General features: G+C 59.5%; 19 protein-coding genes. 13 read left to right on the plus strand and 6 right to left on the minus strand.

The genetic code is table 11. The features are described from left to right. Window positions 1–221 precede the first annotated feature (221 nt). The 4 genes from IVB22_RS29365 to IVB22_RS29380 are packed head-to-tail and all read left to right on the plus strand — an operon-like array spanning window position 222 to window position 3,052. Window positions 222–1,001: a transporter substrate-binding domain-containing protein gene (locus tag IVB22_RS29365; RefSeq protein ID WP_247520656.1), complete on the plus strand. Its 780-nt coding sequence runs from the start codon at window positions 222–224 to the stop codon at window positions 999–1,001. 19 nt (window positions 1,002–1,020) lie between these two features. Further along, window positions 1,021–1,683 carry an amino acid ABC transporter permease gene (locus tag IVB22_RS29370; RefSeq protein ID WP_247520657.1) on the plus strand — a complete coding sequence of 221 codons (663 nt, stop codon included), beginning with the start codon at window positions 1,021–1,023 and terminating at the stop codon, window positions 1,681–1,683. A 3-nt stretch (window positions 1,684–1,686) separates the two neighbouring features. Beyond that, window positions 1,687–2,337, plus strand: coding sequence for an amino acid ABC transporter permease (locus tag IVB22_RS29375; RefSeq protein WP_247520658.1), 651 nt, complete (start codon window positions 1,687–1,689; stop codon window positions 2,335–2,337). After that, the gene (locus IVB22_RS29380; RefSeq protein ID WP_214488743.1) at window positions 2,324–3,052 is read left to right on the plus strand and encodes an amino acid ABC transporter ATP-binding protein; all 729 of its coding nucleotides are present in this window, start codon (window positions 2,324–2,326) and stop codon (window positions 3,050–3,052) included. The genes IVB22_RS29375 and IVB22_RS29380 overlap by 14 nt, the downstream gene beginning before the upstream one ends. Window positions 3,053–3,182: 130 nt before the next feature. On the opposite strand, the gene IVB22_RS29385 is transcribed toward IVB22_RS29380, so the two are convergent. From IVB22_RS29385 to IVB22_RS29405, 5 genes are all read right to left on the minus strand, one after another. Further along, entirely contained in the window at window positions 3,183–4,781 is a 1,599-nt protein-coding gene (locus tag IVB22_RS29385) for an FAD-binding oxidoreductase (protein WP_247520659.1), read from the minus strand. A 79-nt stretch (window positions 4,782–4,860) separates the two neighbouring features. Further along, on the minus strand, window positions 4,861–6,030 hold the full coding sequence (locus tag IVB22_RS29390) for a trans-acting enoyl reductase family protein (RefSeq protein ID WP_247520959.1): 1,170 nt from the start codon (window positions 6,028–6,030) through the stop codon (window positions 4,861–4,863). A 324-nt stretch (window positions 6,031–6,354) separates the two neighbouring features. Then, window positions 6,355–6,942 (minus strand): hypothetical protein, encoded by a 588-nt coding sequence (locus tag IVB22_RS29395; protein WP_247520660.1) that lies wholly within the window; start codon window positions 6,940–6,942, stop codon window positions 6,355–6,357. A gap of 68 nt (window positions 6,943–7,010) precedes the next feature. Further along, the gene (gene poxB / locus IVB22_RS29400) at window positions 7,011–8,747 is read right to left on the minus strand and encodes a ubiquinone-dependent pyruvate dehydrogenase (RefSeq protein WP_247520661.1); all 1,737 of its coding nucleotides are present in this window, start codon (window positions 8,745–8,747) and stop codon (window positions 7,011–7,013) included. A gap of 16 nt (window positions 8,748–8,763) precedes the next feature. Further along, entirely contained in the window at window positions 8,764–9,537 is a 774-nt protein-coding gene (locus IVB22_RS29405) for an enoyl-CoA hydratase-related protein (protein ID WP_247520662.1), read from the minus strand. 143 nt (window positions 9,538–9,680) lie between these two features. On the opposite strand from IVB22_RS29405, the gene IVB22_RS29410 reads away from it, so the two are divergent. The 8 genes from IVB22_RS29410 (at window position 9,681) to IVB22_RS29440 (ending at window position 17,691) form a co-directional block, all read left to right on the plus strand. Then, on the plus strand, window positions 9,681–9,968 hold the full coding sequence (locus tag IVB22_RS29410) for a hypothetical protein (protein ID WP_247520663.1): 288 nt from the start codon (window positions 9,681–9,683) through the stop codon (window positions 9,966–9,968). Between the two features lie 63 nt (window positions 9,969–10,031). Beyond that, entirely contained in the window at window positions 10,032–11,195 is a 1,164-nt protein-coding gene (locus IVB22_RS29415; protein ID WP_247520664.1) for a CynX/NimT family MFS transporter, read from the plus strand. 314 nt (window positions 11,196–11,509) lie between these two features. Next, window positions 11,510–12,577 (plus strand): radical SAM protein, encoded by a 1,068-nt coding sequence (locus IVB22_RS29420; RefSeq protein WP_247520665.1) that lies wholly within the window; start codon window positions 11,510–11,512, stop codon window positions 12,575–12,577. A gap of 297 nt (window positions 12,578–12,874) precedes the next feature. Continuing rightward, window positions 12,875–13,066, plus strand: coding sequence for a hypothetical protein (locus tag IVB22_RS29425; protein ID WP_247520666.1), 192 nt, complete (start codon window positions 12,875–12,877; stop codon window positions 13,064–13,066). Window positions 13,067–13,802: 736 nt separating this feature from the next. Further along, entirely contained in the window at window positions 13,803–14,735 is a 933-nt protein-coding gene (locus tag IVB22_RS42115; protein WP_374207743.1) for a TOMM precursor leader peptide-binding protein, read from the plus strand. Window positions 14,736–14,756: 21 nt separating this feature from the next. Beyond that, window positions 14,757–16,073 (plus strand): YcaO-like family protein, encoded by a 1,317-nt coding sequence (locus tag IVB22_RS29430; RefSeq protein WP_247520667.1) that lies wholly within the window; start codon window positions 14,757–14,759, stop codon window positions 16,071–16,073. A 22-nt stretch (window positions 16,074–16,095) separates the two neighbouring features. Continuing rightward, window positions 16,096–16,902 carry a SagB/ThcOx family dehydrogenase gene (locus IVB22_RS29435; RefSeq protein WP_247520668.1) on the plus strand — a complete coding sequence of 269 codons (807 nt, stop codon included), beginning with the start codon at window positions 16,096–16,098 and terminating at the stop codon, window positions 16,900–16,902. A 171-nt stretch (window positions 16,903–17,073) separates the two neighbouring features. Then, window positions 17,074–17,691 carry a PilZ domain-containing protein gene (locus IVB22_RS29440; RefSeq protein ID WP_247520669.1) on the plus strand — a complete coding sequence of 206 codons (618 nt, stop codon included), beginning with the start codon at window positions 17,074–17,076 and terminating at the stop codon, window positions 17,689–17,691. A 35-nt stretch (window positions 17,692–17,726) separates the two neighbouring features. On the opposite strand, the gene IVB22_RS29445 is transcribed toward IVB22_RS29440, so the two are convergent. Continuing rightward, window positions 17,727–17,882: a hypothetical protein gene (locus IVB22_RS29445; protein ID WP_247520670.1), complete on the minus strand. Its 156-nt coding sequence runs from the start codon at window positions 17,880–17,882 to the stop codon at window positions 17,727–17,729. 140 nt (window positions 17,883–18,022) lie between these two features. Here IVB22_RS29445 and IVB22_RS29450 point away from each other — a divergent pair, with 140 nt between their 5' ends. After that, window positions 18,023–18,652 carry a transglutaminase-like cysteine peptidase gene (locus IVB22_RS29450; RefSeq protein WP_247520671.1) on the plus strand — a complete coding sequence of 210 codons (630 nt, stop codon included), beginning with the start codon at window positions 18,023–18,025 and terminating at the stop codon, window positions 18,650–18,652. Window positions 18,653–18,824: the final 172 nt, after the last annotated feature.

Consider the following 18,824-nt stretch of genomic DNA (forward strand, 5'->3'; position numbering starts at 1 on the left):
CGACGGGTTCAACGAACGCCGCAGCACAACGCATGGTCGCGTGACCATGCTCGAAAACAACGCACAAACGCCTCCAAAAAAAGCACCGCCAAGCATTGCCTAAATGCGAGGCGTCAGGCAGGGTCGAATCACGACGTGGAGCCGGGCCACATCAGCCGAATTGTACGCACCGAGAGGAATCTCGGAGGCGCTTATTCGCCGTAACCTCGGAGATTCCTAGAATGCTGTTCAAGAGACTGATGCTTGCCGCCGCACTGGCCACTGCCGCGGTGGCGACGCAGGCCAATGCCGACGCCCTCGATTCCATCATGAAGTCGAAGGTGATCAAGATCGCCGTGCCGCAGGATTTTGCGCCGTTCGGCTCCGCCGGCCTCGATCTCAAGCCGCAGGGTTACGACATCGACATGGCCAATCTGATCGGCAAGGAACTCGGGGTGAAGACCGAGATCATTCCGGTGACCAGCGCCAACCGCGTTCCCTATTTGCAGACCAACAAGGCCGACCTCGTGATCTCAAGCCTCGGCAAGAACGAGGAGCGCGAAAAGGTCATCGACTTCTCAATCGCCTATGCGCCGTTCTTCTCCGGCGTGTTCGGCACCAAGGCGATCACGGTTGGCAGCGCGGCCGACCTCAAGGGCAAGACCATCGGCGCCACCCGCGGTGCGATCGAGGAACAGGCGCTGACCGCCTCGGCCCCGCCGGACGCGACCGTCAAGCGTTTCGAGGACAACAACGCCACCATCGCCGCCTTCGTGTCCGGTCAGGTCGACCTGATCGCCACCGGCAACACGGTGGCGGCCGCGATCGCCGAAAAGGTCCCTGCCCGCGCGCCGGCGCTGAAATTCGTGATCAAGGACAGCCCCTGCTATGTCGGGCTCAACAAGAATGAGCCCGCGCTGCTGGCCAAGGTCAACGAGATCATCACCAAGGCGAAGGCGTCAGGCGAGATCGGCAAACTGTCGGAGAAGTGGCTGAAGGCGCCGTTACCGCCCGGCTTCTAACGCAAGCCGGGGCACCGCAGTGTCTTACAAACTGCAATTCGCCGAACTGCTGCCCTATTGGAACGTGCTTCTACAGGGGCTGGTCTTCACGATCGTGCTGACTGTTGTGTCGACGGTGGCCGGCATAGCCGTCGGCACCGCCGGTGCCTCGGCGCGCACCTTCGGCCCCGCCTGGCTCGGCCGCGTCGTTGCGGTCTATGTCGAATTGATCCGCAACACGCCGTTCATCGTGCAGTTGTTCTTCATCTTCTTCGGCCTGCCGGCGCTGGGGCTGAAGCTCAGCGAAACCACCGCCGCCTTCCTCGCCATGGTGATCAATCTCGGCGCCTACTCGACCGAGATCATCCGCGCCGGCATCGAGGCCGTGCCCAAAGGCCATATCGAAGCCGGCCTCAGTCTCGCGATGACCAAATGGGAGGTGCTGCGCCGCATCGTGCTCAACCAGGCATTTCGAAAAATCTATCCGGCGCTGTCGTCGCAGATCATCATCGTGATGCTGGGCTCGGCGGTGGTGTCGCAGATCTCGGCGGAAGACCTCACCTATGCCGCGAACTTCATTGCGTCGCGGAACTTCCGCAACTTCGAGGTCTATCTGCTGGTCGCCCTGGCCTACCTCGTGCTGGCGATACTGACGCGCGCGGCTTTGCGCGCGCTCGGCCGCGTCATCTTCAAAGCGAGGTGAACCGTGCTGCAGTTCAGCTTCTGGGACATCCTCTCCAACCTGCTGATCGCCACCCAATGGACGATCGTGCTGTCGCTGATCGCGTTCTTTTGCGGCGGCATCGTAGGCCTGGTCCTGTTGTTCATGCGGACGTCGCGGATCGCGCCGCTGGCATGGTTCACCAAGATCTACATCGAGTTCTTCCAGGGCACGCCGCTGTTGATGCAACTGTTCCTGTTCTTCTTCGGCATTGCGCTGTTCGGCGTCGAGGTCTCGCCATGGACGGCCGCGACGCTGGCGCTGACATTCTGGACCAGCGCGTTTCTGACCGAGATCTGGCGCGGCTGCGTCGAGTCGATCCCGAAGGGCCAATGGGAGGCGTCCTCCAGCCTCGCGCTCAGCTATATCGAGCAGATGCGCTACGTCATCCTGCCGCAGGCCTCGCGTATCGCCATCGCGCCGACCGTTGGTTTCTCCGTGCAGGTCATCAAGGGCACGGCGCTCGCCTCGATCATCGGATTTGTCGAACTGACCAAGGCCGGCACCATGCTCAACAATGCGACCTTCCGGCCGTTCCTGGTCTATTCGCTGGTCGCGCTGATCTATTTCTGCCTGTGTTTCCCGCTGTCCTGGTGGGCGAAGAAAATCGAAGGCCGCCTCAATGTCGCTCGTTAGCATTCGTGACGTCAGGAAGAGTTTTGGTGCGAACGAGGTGCTGAAAGGCGTCTCGCTCGACATCGCCAAGGGCGACGTGGTCGCCATCATCGGCCGCTCCGGCTCCGGCAAGAGCACTTTGCTCCGCTGCATCAACGGACTGGAGACCTATCAATCCGGCAGCATCACCGCCGATGGGATCGAAGTCGCCGGCGCCAACACCAATCTGCGCGAACTGCGCCGCCATGTCGGCATGGTGTTCCAGCAGTTCAACCTGTTTCCGCATCTGACGGCGGCCGAGAACGTCATGCTGGCGCCGACCGTCGTCAACAAGGTGTCGAAGGCGGAAGCGCGCGCGACCGCCGCCGAGGTGCTTGCCAAGGTGGGACTATCGGAAAAGATGGACGCCTATCCGAGCGAACTGTCCGGCGGCCAGCAGCAGCGCGTCGCCATTGCCCGTTCGCTGGCGATGCGGCCGAAGGTGCTGCTGTGCGACGAAATCACCTCGGCGCTCGACCCCGAACTGGTCAATGAGGTGCTGCGCGTGGTCGAGCAACTCGCGCGCGAGGGCATGACGCTGATCCTGGTTACGCATGAAATGCGCTTTGCGCGCGACGTCGGCACCAAGCTCGTCTTCATGCACCATGGCAAGGTGCATGAAGAAGGCGTGCCAAAGGAGGTGTTCGCTGCGCCCCGAACGCCGGAACTGCAGCAATTCGTCGGCCAGGTCGGTTGAGCCAGGGCGTGGACCCATAAATCTACCGAGCGGACGGCTTGTCAGGTCTGCTATGCGAACCAACAGCGGACTCGTGCACCGCAGCAAATAACACAATTATTCGCATAGTCCGTTGGCGCGTCGATCCGCATTACGGATCGATGAGCACTCCCGGGTTGAGCATGCCTTGTGGATCGAGTTCTCTTTTTGCTGCCCGAAGCGCGGCCGCGAAAAGACCCGGGCGTTGGCGATCGTACCAAGGCCGATGATCACGGCCTACAGCGTGATGATGCGTGATCGTACCACCCGCCTCAATCAGCGCGTCACTGGCCGCATTCTTGATCGCCTGCCACTGCTCCAGAAGAGCACCATGGCGGCCGAGTGCGTGGAATGAAAAATAGGGCGCGGGCCCGTCCGGATAGACATGGGTGAAGCGGCATGTGACCTCGCCTTTCAGGCCAGTCGCTTCGAGGATCGCACGCTCCGTCGCCGCCTTCACTTTGTCGTGGAAACTTTCGAACCGGTCCCAGGTGATAGCGGTCTCGAACGTGTCGTTGATGAGACCGGCCGGGGTCAAAAACTCGCGCGCATATGGCATGCGAATAAATGCGTTCCGCCAGATTCCTGCTGCACCTTCGAGATGTGCATCGCCGGCTTTTGCGGCCTCCGGCGTCCCGCCATGGTCGCCGCAGCATTCAAGCGCACGTGCCATCCGGGCATCCGGCGAATGGTCGCCGGATTCAAAGCCGAGCACCATGATCGCGACACTGCCGTCGGCCGCACCGGTGTTGAACGCCTCTTGCGCGTCAAGGATGCGGCAGTTCGATGGATAGAGGCCGGCCTGTGCGATGGCGCGCAACGCGCGTGCAGCACCGAAGAACGAATGGAAACGAACCGATGCGCCGGCGCGGAATTTCGGACGTGGCTGCAATCGCATCCAGGCGCGCGAAATCACGCCGAGCGTGCCTTCAGAGCCTATGAACATGCGGTCGGGGCTCGGTCCAGCACCCGACCCCGGCAATCGACGCGTTTCCAGTATGCCGCGCGGCGTCACGACGCGCAGGCTTTCGACGAAATCATCTATATGCGTGTAGAGACTGGCGAAATGACCACCCGATCGCGTCGCGATCCAGCCGCCAAGGGTTGAATATTCGAAACTCTGCGGAAAATGCCGCAATGTGACGCCGTGCGGCTTAAGCTGGTTCTCCAACGATGGACCATAGGCACCGCCTTCGATCAGTGCGGCGCGCGATATCTGATCTACCTCAACAACCTTGCCGAGATTGCGCAGATCAAGTGTGACGGCCGCCTTATAGCGAAGCCCATCTATTCGCGGCTCGACGCCGCCGCACACGCTCGACCCGCCCCCGAACGGTGTCAGCGAGGCGCTGACGCTACCGGCCCAGTCCATCACAGCGGAAATCTCTGCTTCGTTGCGTGGATATGCGACCACATCGGGCGCGCTGTCGTAGTCACCGAGCATGGCTCGCACGTAGTCCGGATAGGATTTGCCGTAGGTGTGAGCGACCCGGTCGTAGCGTTCGCTCGTACAGAAAGCGGCAAGTGAGCTCGGCAGTGCAACGCGCGGCGCCCGCAGTGCCAGGTCCTCAAGACGCGGCACGGCTTTTGTCTCAAACGCATCGCGCGCGAATTTCGCGTGATAGCGGCCGAGCACGAAAGCCTGCTCCTCGGCAGTCATGCCTTCGTCTTCGCGACCCCAGCCGTAATGTTTTAGCCTTGCACCGCTCATGGCATCCTCCCTGCTTTTTGTCTGTGATTTCCGAGATCGCCGCGGTATCCAGCGCGCCGCTGCAGTTCTGAGCGTTACCTCAACGCGCGCTGAAGGTGAGGCCGGCGCGCTCCTTCAGACGCTTGCGCAACGCCGGACCCATCAGTGCGCCCGGCGTCCAGATGCCGCCATCGCCCTGCACGTCGCGCACAAGGCAGAGAGCGCTCTCGGCGATCATCTTGCTGGCCGAGCCGTAGCCCGGATCGCGGTCGCCCGTGACTACCGCCTCGACCCGTCCGCCATCCGGCAGCTCGCCCAGGAAGAGGATGTCGTAGAAGCCCTTCTCGCGCTCTTCCCGAGTCGGGCCTGCGCCGCGCTTGAGACCGCCGGTCCCGAGCAAGGAAACCATCGTGGCGAACGTCTCCGTCGCCACGCCAGCGATTTCCCCCAATCCCGGCGCGACCATCATCTCGTCGTAAACGAAGTCCGCGCCGTAGGGATGACCCAACAGGAAATTCGTGCGGTGCACGTTCTTGGTGTTGATAGGCGCCATTGGGAACGGGACAAGCAACACGTTCAGGCTCGGGTCGTATTCAGGGACAAGGCCCGACGGCTGAGACGGCCCGGTGAACCCCGGCGTCAACGCGAAGGGATCGGTCAGCAGCCGGATCAGGGCCGGGTCGCGCGCGGTGGCGGCCAATGTCGCCTGGGCGCTGGCTGCGGTGCCTCCAGACATCCCGCCTTTGACCTTGCGCAGGCGAGCCTTGACCCGCCGCGCCGGGCGTCCGAATTTCTCGCGCGCCTTCTCCTGCAACGTGAGCACGCCGAGATCGAACGGAATGGAATCGAAGCCGCAGGAGAAGACGATGCGCGCGCCGGTCCGTTTCGCCTCTTCGTGATGGGCGTCGATCATGCGCCGCATCCAGGCCGGTTCACCGCACAGATCAACGTAGGCCGTGCCCGTGGCCGCGCAGGCCGCCACAAGCTCGGGACCGTGGAGCTGATAAGGCCCGACCGCCGTGATAATCACGGCCGCACGCTCGCACATCGAACGCAGGCTGGCCGGCTCGGCGGCATCCGCCTTCACTAAAGGCAAATCGCCCGGTGCGCCGATGTCGGTGCGCACCTTCTGGAGCTTGTCGGTCGAGCGTCCCGCGATCGCCCAGGATGGCGCATCGTCGCCGCGATAGGACGTCGCCAGATACTCGGCGATGAGACGACCAGTGTAACCCGTTGCGCCATAGACGATGAGGTCGAAGTCCCGCTTCACGACTTGGTCCTCCTCGATATCCGGGAGAGTTATCTTCAGATCCGTGTGCAATGGCAGGACACGAGGACGCTCAGCACGAGCAGCAAGGGCCATTTGAGGGGCCGCCGCTTCACTGAACCGTCCCATCGCGTTTTGACGGAGGATACCACAGTTCCTGCCTTGGGCGCGCAACGTTCGCTTTGGGGTCATTCGCGACCGGGGCCAACCAATGGCAAGCCCGGCCCTGTCCGCGGTTCGGCCGAAAGCGGAAGTAGATTCAGAGCACTAGCCCAGGGTGTGGCACGCAGCACAGCGGTCCTAGTTTGGTTGGACCAGCGCGGAAACTCAAGACAGCGTCACGTTATCGAGGAATGGCTTCCAGGAGAGCGCCTCACTTTTGGCCTTGTCAAATTGTCCATCCTCTAAAAGCTTACCGACACATCTGAAGTATTCACAAAGGAATGACGCATCGGGCAATTGGTACACGTGCTCATCCGGGACCCACAGATGAAATTTCCTGGCGGAGCCAAGTGCAGACATGATTGCAGGTTTAAGATCCCGCACATTGTCCGGCCATCCTGACGACGCGCCCCGAATTTTGAGGCTATCTGAAAGACTGCGAAATTTAGAACCGAGGCTCCGGAGCTCGGAAGCTTTCTTCTCATCCGACTTCCGGTTCAACCATTCTATTGAGACGCCAATTACGACTCCGGTCGAAAAGACCACTGCGAATTTAAACCAACGCTGTTGGCCCAGTGCGACAAGGTTATCAAAAGCGGTCGTGGCCACAGCGTTACGAAAAACCGTCGTGGCCACATCGTTAGGATCGGAGAAGACGTTTTCCTCCAACCATTTTTTGAGGATAGGCGTGATCAGCGGGATCAGCAGAAGACCCCAAATTCCAAATAGAAACTGTTTAAGCCATTTGGACATAGAGCCTTAGTGTTTAGCACACTGAACAGCCATCCAGCCGAATCAAAGGTTGCACCCGAATACACTGCCTAGCGCGACAGCAAATTGGTCTTGGCCACATCGATCACCTCGTCGCCGCGGCCGCTCATCACGGCGCGAAGCACCCAGAGGCTGAAACCCTTGATCTGCTCTGCCGTGATGGTCGGCGGCATCGACAGTTCCTGGGTGGCGGTAACGACATCGAGGACGGCCGGACCGTCATGAGCCAGCACGTCGCGGATCGCGTTTGAGAGCTCGCCCGGATCCTCCACCCGCACCGCGTGAATGCCCATCGCGCGCGCCATCGCCGCGAAATCGGGATTCTTGAGATCGACGCCGGTTTCGATGAAACCGGAAGCCTTCATCTCCATCGCCACGAACCCCAGCACGCCGTTGTTGAAGATCACGATCTTCACCGGCAGCTTCATCTGCGTCATCGTGATCAGGTCGCCCATCAGCATGGCAAACCCGCCGTCGCCCGACATCGAGATCACCTGCCGCCCCTTCTGCGAAGCCTGCGCGCCGATGGCGTGCGCCATGGCGTTGGCCATCGAGCCGTGAACCCACGAACCAATGAGGCGCCGGCTGCCGTTCATGACGAGATAGCGCGCCGCCCAGATCGTCGGCGTGCCAACATCGGCCGTGAACACCGCATCCTCGGACGCCTGTTCGCTCAACAGGCGCGCCAGATACTGCGGATGGATCGGCTTCTGGCCGGGCGTACCCTGCGCTAGTTCGTCGAGCCCGGCGCGTGCCTTCTTGTAGTGAGCCAAACTGTCATCGAGATGCTTGCGATCGGTCTTCGCCTTCAGTTTCGGCAGCAGCGCACCGATCGTGGCGCCGACATCACCGACTAGGCCGAGGTCGAGCTTGCAGCGGCGGCCAAGATTTTCCGGGCGGATATCTACCTGCGCGATCTTCGCGTCCGTCGGCAGGAACTGCTTGTAGGGAAAGTCGGTCCCGAGCATCAGCAACACGTCGCAGGCATGCATCGCGGCATAGCCGGACGAGAAACCGATAAAGCCGGTCATGCCGACGTCGTACGGATTGTCGAACTCGACATGCTCCTTGCCGCCGAGTGCATGCACGATCGGGCTCTTCAGCGTCTCGGCAAGCCGCATCAAGCCATCATGCGCGCCGGCACAGCCGCGGCCGCAGAACAGCGTGATGCGCTTGGCGCCGTTGAGGAGCTTGGCCAGCGCCTCCAGCTCGGTTTCGGCCGGTCGCACAATGGGCGCAGCCGGCAGCAGCCCGGCATTCGGCGAGATGCCGCGCTTCGGCGCTGATCGCAATGCGACGTCGCCGGGGATGACGATCACGGCGACACCGCGCCGCCCCACGGCCGCGCGAATGGCGTTTTCCAGGACGTAAGGCAATTGCGACGGATCGGAAATCAGTTCGCAATAGTGGCTGCATTCCCGGAACAGATCCTGCGGGTGGGTCTCCTGAAAATAACCGCCGCCGATTTCAGCCGACGGAATCTGCGCGGCGATGGCGAGTACCGGCGTACGGCTGCGGTGCGCATCGAACAGGCCATTGATGAGATGCAGATTGCCGGGTCCGCACGATCCGGCGCAGACCGCGAGTTCGCCTGTGATCTGCGCTTCGCCCGCGGCGGCGAAGGCTGCGACCTCTTCATGCCGGACATGAATCCAGTCGATCGCCTTTCGCTTGCGTAGCGCGTCGGTGAGGCCATTCAGGCTGTCGCCGACCACGCCGAAGATACGCTTGACGCCGGCTTGCGCCAGCGTCTCTGCGATAAGGTCTGCGACATTGTCGATCTTCATGTGGCATGATCCCTTCTCAGCGTCCGGTGAACACCGCCGGACGTTTCTCGAGGAAGGCGTTGCGCCCCTCCACCGCGTCGGCGCTGAGACGGATTTCCGCCTGCGTTTCGATCTCGCGGCGGAACTGATCGGCATAGCTGGCGTGTTCACTCTCGTCGATCAGGCGGCGCGTCGCGACCAGCGCGCGCGTCGGCCCGCTCGCGAGCCTGCGCGCCAGCGAAAGCGCGCCGTCGCGAAGTGCGGCATCATCGAACACCTCACGGACCAACCCCCACTCCTTGGCCTGATCGGCCGTGAGCGGCTCGTTGGTTATCATCAGTTCGAGCGCACGCTGACGGCCGACAAGGCGCGGCAGCAGCCAGGTTGATCCGAGATCGGGGACCAGCGCGATGCGGCTGAACACCTGAATGAAGCGCGCCGAACGCGCGGCAACGATCATGTCACCCGCCATCGCAAGACTGAAGCCGCCGCCCGCCGCCACGCCGTTGACGGCCACCACGACCGGCACGCGGCACTCGCGCAACGCCTTGAACGTTGGCCAGTAATACTTCATCACGCCGGCGACGATGTCGTCGCCCAGGATTTGCGCGGCCTTGAGATTTTGCCCTGAACAGAACCCGCGACCCTCGCCTGTCAGCACCAGCGCCCTCACCTGCGGATCCTCACTCATCTCGCCAATCGCAGTTGCGAGGTCGCCCAACAGGTCGGGCGTCATCGCGTTGAGCGTCGCAGGCTCATCCAGTGTGAGAACGCCGACGCAATCGTCGCGTTCCCGCTTCACACCCGGCATTTCGCAACCTCCGTTCGCAGGCATTTCTGGCCGGACGGCCGGGCGCAAGAGTAACCGTAATGCCACCGCGCGCAACAATCGCCTCTCGCAGACTTGACCAAAATCGGCGTTCCCAGAGATACTTGGCCGATTGGACGTGAGTTATGTTTGAGATCGGTACTTTCTGCGTAATTTTTCTGGCGGTGGCCTATTGGGCCGTGCTCTGGCTGATGGGACGTCGCGAGGACGTGCTGCATGGTGAGTTCGTCAAAAGCGAGCCGCATGCCGAGGAGCCCGTGCGCCCTGTGTTCCCGAGGCGTCCTGTTCGATCCGCTCGACCCGAACGCCCCGTTGAAGCCACTCCCGAGCAGCAACCGCCGTTTCGGCAGGAACGATTGGAGTCGCTCTTGAACACGATCAAGCAGGATCTCAATCAACTCGCTCAGAAGTAGGCGATACCGCAATCACTGCGCCAATTTCGTCGCAGTGATTGTTTACCCGGTGAGGAGCGAGCGTTGAGCAATCGCTGGGGCATTCTGGCCGTTCTGTTCACCGTGCGGCTCACCATGGCGTTTCAGTTCCAGAGTGTCGCTGCAGTTGCGCCACTGCTCGGCACCAAATTCGATGCCAGCCTTGCCGATATAGGACTCCTGATCGGCCTCTATTTGACGCCAGGCGTCGCGCTGTCGTTGCCGGGTGGTGCGATCGGAAAAAGGTTTGGCGACAAGGCCACCGTGTCAGGCGCGCTATTGCTGATGCTGATCGGCCAACTTGCCATGGTGGCCTCGGATTCCTGGGGCTGGCAAATTGCAGGACGGCTGATCGCGGGCGGTGGCGGCGTCTTGCTCAATGTCCTGATGTCGAAAATGGTCACTGACTGGTTCGCCGGCAGGGAAATCGCGACCGCGATGGCGATTTTCATCAACTCGTGGCCGGCCGGCGTCGCCATCTCGCTGTTGACCTTGCCGGCGGTCGGCACCGCCTATGGCGTCAGCGCGGTCTATCTTTCGACTGCCGCGCTGATCGGCCTCGCCATCCTGCTTCTTGTTGCGGCCTATCGATCGCCGTCGACTGCAGCAGACGCGCCTTCAGCCGCCTCACGGCTCGACCGCAACACCTTGTTCGCCGTGATCATCGCGGGTCTGATCTGGGGCCTGTTCAACATTGGCTTCGCGATGATTTTCAGTTTCGGCCCCACGCTGCTGGTCGAACGCGGCTGGTCGATCACGGCGGCGGGCTCGGCCATCAGCATCGTGCTGTGGCTCGCGGCGCTCGGCGGAACGGCCGGCGGATTTCTGGCCGATTGGACCAAGCGGCCGCAATCGGTGCTTGTCGTCGGATGCATCATGTTCGCGCTATTGATGCTGGCGCTACCCCGCGGCACAGCGGTAATCCCTCTCGTGATCACGATCGGCTTAATCAGCGCCCTGCCCTCGGGACCGATCATGAGCCTCCCCGCGCGCGTATTGCAGCCGGAAACGCGCGCCATCGGGATGGGTATCTTCTACACCGTCTACTACGCCGCGATGATGCTGGGCCCGGCGGTTGCCGGCGCCATTGCCAAAGCAACAGGCAGTGCGGCGGCAGCCTTCGACTTCGGGACGGCGGCCCTGCTGGCTTGTCCAGTATTGTTATGGGGATACAACCGGATTGTTGCGCGGCGACCGCAGGCCGCGTGACAAATTCAATTCCAAAATCGCTGGTTCGCAATCTGTGCCCGAATTTAGCAATGCGCGCGGCAGGCGAAGTGTTTGTAGCAACTTTGAAAAAGCTTGGGTGCCGCTATGTCAAGAATGACCCGCCTATTGCTTTCAGTGCAGGCGCCGACATCGAGATCTGCACACGTGCCCCGGCACTGCTCAAAGTAGCGGTAAATCGTAGGGTGCGAAATTTCGCGTGACAACTGAAGCTCGATTGCGTATGTTTTGCTTGCTACAACCGCGTCAGGCAATCCTGACGTGTATTTGGCTTCGCGACTCTAGGGGTGGCTATCATGCTCCCGCCTATCGCGGTTGCTTCGGGTCCCAGCGTCCTTGGGGTGTTGCTTACCTCAAAGTGCAACATTAGCTGCCGACATTGTTGCAATGATTCTCACCCTTCACGCTCAGGCGCCGCTCGCTTCGAGGACATCGCTCGCATTATCGAGACAGCGCGCGAGATACCCTCGATCCGGGAAATTGGAATCAGCGGCGGCGAGCCATTCATGTTCGTCGATTTGTTGCAGCGAGTCGTTCGATTTGCTGGCGAGCTAGGTTACACTTCATCCATCACAACAAACGGTTTTTGGGGCAGATCCCAGCGCGCTACTCGGCTAATTCGCGATCTGCAGAGAACCGGCCTTCGCGCAATTCACATCAGCACAAGTGTGTTCCACCAAGAGTTCCTCGACCTTGGTACGGTCATCGAAGCAGCGAACACCGCCTTGCTCGCAGGATTGAAGGTTGCAATCAACCTGGTTTCTACTTCATCCCTTTCCAGCAATGAGCTTCAGGCCTCACTTGGCGATCTCGCAGATAGAGTAGAAATTATTGTTATGCCGTGCCAACCAGTCGGTCGAGGCGCAACCGAGATTCGTTCGGATGAGTTTGGCCCGAAGTTCGCGAGACCGTACGGAAACTGCAGAGAGCACTTTAAAAAGCTGGCGGTAGACCGACGGGGGGACGTCTATCCATGCTGTTCTCCCGGTGGATTTTCGCCACCGCTGCGTATGGGGAACGTGAATGACGCGTCATTGCGGTCGATACTGGACAGCGCTGCAGATAGCAAACTTTTGGCCATATTGGAGGCGGTAGGACCTCAGTTCTTCCTACCGTTCTTGCGGGCTGCAGCTGGGGAAGCTGATTTTCCGGACAAGTTCAATGACCAATGTCACCTGTGCCACGTCATGTTGTCTTCGAACGCATACGCGCAAACCATTAGCGAGGCAGCCGAGCAGTTGTTCTCAGAACTAGCCTCGCTGGTCACGGTGGAGCCTCCGGCAGAGCCGGTCGACAGAGTCTTCAAACTCGCCGCAAAGCGGCGGACGCAAGCGATGCACCTCGAACCCCACGCTACCGGATGAGTGATATCGATGTCGGAGGAACGCCATCCGGGCCAAGCAAAGAAACTCCGCCTCTCTGTAATCGATCGAGAGAAGGTCGCGGAGCTAACTGGAGAGCTTGTTGCTATCCACGTTTACCGCGAGCTTCGAAGGATCAACGACAGGGTAAAGCTTGCAGGGTGTGCAATTATCGGAAATTGCTCCAATGGTAGCTGCGACATAATCGGAAACTGTTCGTCCTCATCAAAAGATCGTTTGACTGAGTTACTTGAGTAGCGCGGCGGGTATCTTTGGCGACTTCGAACGGGTGTTGGCCTCATGAGTGAGAAGATCAGTCCCAACGAAGTTATTGGTGCGCTCTCAGCTATCCAGTTTCGAGTTGAGACGATCGAAACGGTTGCTGCAGCGCTCGTTCCTTTCATTTCAGACCAAGCATCGAGGGAAATTGCTCGCGCTCGTCAATCGTTTCTGGCTCTTGGCGAAATGGGATCCGAAGCGAGCGAAAACTAAATCGTCCGACGCATCCAAATTGAAACGTAGAATTGTAGAACTGATGAAACCGTAGAACTTTAACGCAAACCTGTACAACGGAGTGGTCACCATGGCTAAAGAGGTAGGAATTACAAAACTGTCTCAACTTCGTATCAGTGTCGAGGAAAGGGAGCAGGTAGCTCAAGTGGTTGGAGACATGATTGCTGTTCAGGTTTACCGAGAGCTGCAGGCTGCAAATGAACGGGCCGGCGGAAGCAGCAGCTGCCAAATAATCGCGAATTGTTGTAGCTCTTGCGGCCATCAGTTGACCGCGGAGTAAGAACATAGCAGGAGCGCTATGCGTCACCGCCGAACGATCTCGTCAGCGTGGCGGTGACGTGGCCGGTCGCGTTCACCAGCGGCGATACAGTGCGACCATCTCTCCGTCCGCTAGCCTCGTTACTAGAGCGAGAGCCAACGGGTCTTGTGCGCAATGTAGGCGTGATTTGTCACCCCTTACTCGGTCCACGCTATGGAATATCCTCCAACGCTCCCCAATCGCCTCCGCTTACGTCCCGGCGTCGAAGTGATACCTGTGGATCACGAGAATCTTCTCCTGCGTTCATTTTCTGGAACTGTGATGCTCTCCGGCGAGTTCGTCGCTTCGCAATTGCCGAACCTGCTTAACCAGCTTCATGGAGGGAGGTTGGTCCGAGATCTAATGGGGAGTGTGGACGAGGGCTTCCGGCCAGAATTAGAAGAATTTCTGATGCTTATGTTGGAAAAGAAAATTCTATATGAGGAAGGGAATGGACGAGATCCAGTCGGGGTCGGTCATCACGAGAACGCTTATTGGCGGCTTTACGGACCTGGTCCGGCTCAAGCTTGGGACTGTTTGCAAGCTTCGACGGTTATAGTTGCAGGTCTTGGCGGTACTGGGCTCAGCATTGCTCGGACGCTAGCGGCCTCTGGGGTTGGGACCCTTGTGCTCGTTGATCCACACAGCGTGCAGCATTCAGATGCCGTATGGGGCTACGACGTTGACGGTCTTGGTCAGCCTAGAGCGGAGATTGTCGCGGCCGAGCTCTCAAAACAGAAACGTGGGACAACTAAGCCCGTTGTCGCAAGCGTGGAACAGTTGCCTGACTGGGAGCACATGGTTTCGAGTGCGACGATCGTCGTACTAGCCGGCGACAGCATGTCTTTGGCGGGCTACGATAGAACAAATGCCGCCTGCTTACGACATGGCATCCGTTGGGTGTCAGCACGAATTGACCGGAGCCGCGGTATAATTGGTCCTTTCGTCATCCCGGAACAAACGGCGTGCTTTACATGCTTTGAGCTGCGGAACCGCGCAAACTCGGATCAGCCCGCGGACCACGAGGCACTCCATCGTTACTGGAGAAAGGTTGAGGATTGTGCGCACGATTGGCCAACGATCGCGCCATTCTCCAATATTATTGGAAACTTCGTCGCGCTCGATGTCCTGAGAGTATTGGCTAGCAATGATCTTTCAGCCGTCCATGGGCGGGTTTTGCATCTTGAGCTACACACGTTTGAGTCGCGCTTTCATGAAATTTTGAAGCTCCCTCGTTGCCCGTCGTGCACTCGGGCACGAAAACGCCCGATGGAAAAGATTTGGGATATCCGATCCCAATCAAGCGCTGATGGACTCCTCGAGAAGCCCTCTGAAAAGCTACAGGTGTAGCGTGACTTGAGAATAGTCGTCATGCGACTTCAGCATCGACCACCATCACTGCCGGAAGAGACGATCCGTAAAGCCGTACGGCTCGTGGACGAAGAGACAGGCGTAATTAAAATTCTGTTCGAGGCACCCATCGCCTCAGGTGCGCCAAAAATCTTCGGTTGTGGCTGCTTGCGCGGCGACTACGATCGGCTCGGCTTTCCATCCGATAACCGCATCAGTGGGTCGACGTCGCTGGTTCGAGACCAGGCAATAGCCGCGGCAATCGGCGAGGCGATAGAGCGGTACTCGGCGGCATTTGTCCCATATGATGAAATCACGGTCCTTTCATACGAGACACTCAGCATGCGAGCTGTAGCGCCACAATCGTTGACGCTTTACGACGCCGATCAATATTGTCGTCCCGGATTTGGTTACAAGTCAGTTGGGTGCGATGAGCCGATCGGATGGGTAAATGGATATTCTCTAACCCGTCGCGAATGGATCCTCGTACCAGCTTTTGCAGTGTACCAGCCCTATCAAAGCGTGGTCGATGAAGCGCCGGTTATCCAGCAGATTACGACTGGACTGGCATGTGGCAATACGCTTGAAGAGGCGATTCTGTCCGCGATATGCGAAATCGTTGAGCGTGATGCAGCGATGCTGATGTGGCTGCAGATGCGTCGTCCACCAAAGGTTAACCTGGATGGTTTGGCCGAAGGTCTGGTGTCGGATGCGTGCTCGCGGTTTGGGGACTTAAGGAGGCACATAACCGTTCTGGATGTCACCACCGACCTCGGGATTCCTGCATATGTTTCCGTGTGGGACGGACCGATCGACAAAGAACGCGGAGCTATTTTTACATCGTCCGCAAACTTGGTTCCAGGACGCGCAGTAGTTGGAGCTCTGACCGAGTTGGCGCAGTCTTTGATGTGGGCGGCGGGCCTGATCGATGGTGGGACGCACGTGCCAGACCCAAGGACTGAAAAGTTCTCACGCATAGAAGAACACGTACTTTGGCCTCTTCGGCCGTCGGCTCGGCCGGCGTTCGAATTCGCGCTTTCATCGGACAAACTCGTTGATTTGGATAACCATGCATGTGCCGGACCCAACGATGTGCTGACAGCGATTCAGACCTGCGTGGATCGGCTTTCGGCGCAAGGCCACGAAGTGATTGTAGTTGATGTGACTTCTCCTGACATCAGGGAGTGTGGCTTCCATGTGGTTCGAGCAATTGTCCCGGGGTGTCAGCCATTGTTTTTTGGCACGGGAATGCATCGGCTATCTGTTCGGGCAAAGTGCAATCCGTATCCAGATCGCGCCGCGGATTCGTTAAACTTACACCCACATCCCTTTCCGTGAATTCGAAGGAAGGAATTTGAGAATGAAGGGCCTGTTTGAGCTTGGGCTCGTCGAGGCACGACGACGCCTTCTGGGGGATCGAAATCTGTTTTCGATTTCGGAAGTGTACCACGAAAACAGCAAGATAGCGCGCAATGCCACGGGTTTCGCTCTGAGCGCGGAATCGATATTCGTCGCACCGACAGGCTTTAAGCGATATATGCATGCGCCAAAGGTCGGCTTGCTCGCGCCAGAAGCCAAGCAGGCATCGCCGATTTTGCGCGCCATTGCAGGCCGACGGTCGTGTCGCTTGTATTCAGGTGCTCCTGTTGCGGCTAAGGTAATCGCTGACCTGGCATTTTGCTCGTTTGGGATATCTGACGGGCGCCAGCTACGGTGCGCGCCTTCCGCGGGCGGCCTTTATCCGTTGGAACTTTACATTATCGCGATGAATGTTACGGAGCTGGATGCCGGCTTGTATCATTATGATGTGAGAGCCCACGGACTTACAGAGCTAGTGAAAGGCGATCTTAGTCCGCAGCTTGTGACTGCTATGCCCGGGCTTGAAGGAGTGGAAAAGTCTGCGGCATTGATGGTGTTTACGGCGGTCTTCGGTCGGTCGAAGATTAAATACGGCGAGAGAGCCTATCGTTTTGTGCTGTTGGAGGCGGGGCATGCTATGCAGAACATTTGTCTTGCTGCGACTGACATTGGCGTGGGTGTTTGCCCCGTTGGGGGCTTTGTGGATGACAGCCTTAATGACCTTCTAAACATCGACGGTATCGAGGAGGCCGCGGTGTACGCAGTGACTATGGGAACGCCTGCCGATTCTTCTAATCATGCTAATTGAGCTCCTGCGATGTCGAGGAATGCACAATGATCGAGAAAGGAAGGGCCGCGCTTCCCTGCAGGCGCATCGGGCACCTCTCGTGCCCGCACTTCATCTGCCGCTAACACATCATTAACCTTGTCGGCCTTAGGGTCTTCCTGACGCCGAAGGACCGGCTGTCTGGTGGCGAAGATGTCGTTTGCGCAAAAGAAAACAACCACAGTACCGGCCGCCCAGGAGCGACGGCGCTTTCAGCGTGTCAAAGTCCACCTGCTCGGCCGCTACATGTTGCCGGATCGTCGCGAATTTCCTTGCCAGATTATTAACATGTCGCCGGGCGGACTGGCCCTGCTGGCGCCCGGCATCGGCAATGTCGGCGACCGTGTGATCGCCTATCTCGACCATATCGGCCGGGTCGAGGGCAAAATCACCCGCATCATCGACAACGGCTTTGCCATGACGGTCGGCGCCACCGCGCGCAAGCGCGACAAGCTCGCCGCCCAGCTAACCTGGCTTGCCAACCGCGATATCCTCAATCTGCCGGAAGACCGCCGCCACGACCGTATCGTGCCGCGCAATCCGATCGCCCTGCTCACGCTCGAGGACGGCAGCAAGATGACCTGCCGCATCATCGACCTGTCGCTGTCGGGCGCCGCCATCGCCGCCGAGAACCGCCCGCCCCTGAAATCGCTGGTCATGCTGGGCAAGGTGCAGTCCCGCGTGGTGCGAAATCTCGAGGAAGGCTTCGCGCTCGAGTTCGTCCACGAGCAAGTCGGCGAGGCGCTCGAAGAAGCGGTTACCGCGCGGTAAAGCGCCAGCCGACAAAAATCCCTGACTTTTCAGCCTCAAAAGGCGGTATCCACACCACGGATGCCGCCTTTGCCGTGTCCGAGGCCCTGCAAAACGCGGTTAACGCGGCGGGCCTTCGCGCGCGTATCCGCCGCTGGCGCAGCGTCGCGCGCGTTAATATGTAAAATTTGAATCAATTGCAGTTGTTTCAAATTTTAGTCGAATTCAATTCAAGTATAGATCGAATTTTCCGCAGCTTTTACTTGTATTCACGTCAAATGTACTTGCCTGACTTAGCGGCAGCGCAAATCCTTTGTGCGAAACATGGTCCCAACAAGAAACGGGGGCCACAATGTTGTTCAGGGGACAGGGGAAGGGACTGGCGGTCATCGCCGTCCTGTTGGGGTTAAACGCTTCAATGGGCGTCTCGGCGAAAGCCGGCGAGGCTCTCTATGCCAGCCTGGGCGAGGCCGCGCGTTCGCCGATCGGCTGGGTCGAATTTTGCGCCGAGAATCCCGGCGATTGCCGTGGCGGCGCATCACAGCCGCGCGACATCGTGATGTCGCAGACGGCGTGGCGGGATTTGTTGCGGGTCAACAAGTGGGTCAACGAGACCGTCAAGCCGATCACCGACATGGATCATTGGGGTGTGATCGAGAAATGGTCGTTGCCGACAGACGGTTACGGTGACTGCGAGGACTATGTGCTTCTGAAGCGCAAGATGCTGATCGACGCCGGATGGCCGCGCGAAGCGCTGCTGATCACGGTGGTGCGCGACAAGAAGGGCGAAGGCCACGCGGTGCTGACCGTGAAGACCGACAAGGGCGAGTTCGTTCTCGACAACCAGAACGAAACCGTCCTGGCCTGGACCGAGACCGGCTACCGCTTCGTCAAGCGTCAGTCGCAGAGCGATCCGAATATCTGGGTCTCGCTCGGTGACAGCCGCCCTGCGGTCGCCACCGCCTCGTCACGAGATCGATAACCAACAAAGGATTTTACGAACCCGCGACCCGGTCACATCCCCACCCCTCCCCGTCCCAGACCGGTTCGCGCGCGGCCAGCCTTCCCCCAAAGGCTGGCCGCACCTTTTTGGGTACGGCGCGGCCGGTGGAAGCCCATACCACCAGCGCCACCCGGGACGTGGACTTCCAATG

This window comes from Bradyrhizobium sp. 190 (assembly GCF_023073415.1).
Lineage (GTDB): Bacteria > Pseudomonadota > Alphaproteobacteria > Rhizobiales > Xanthobacteraceae > Bradyrhizobium.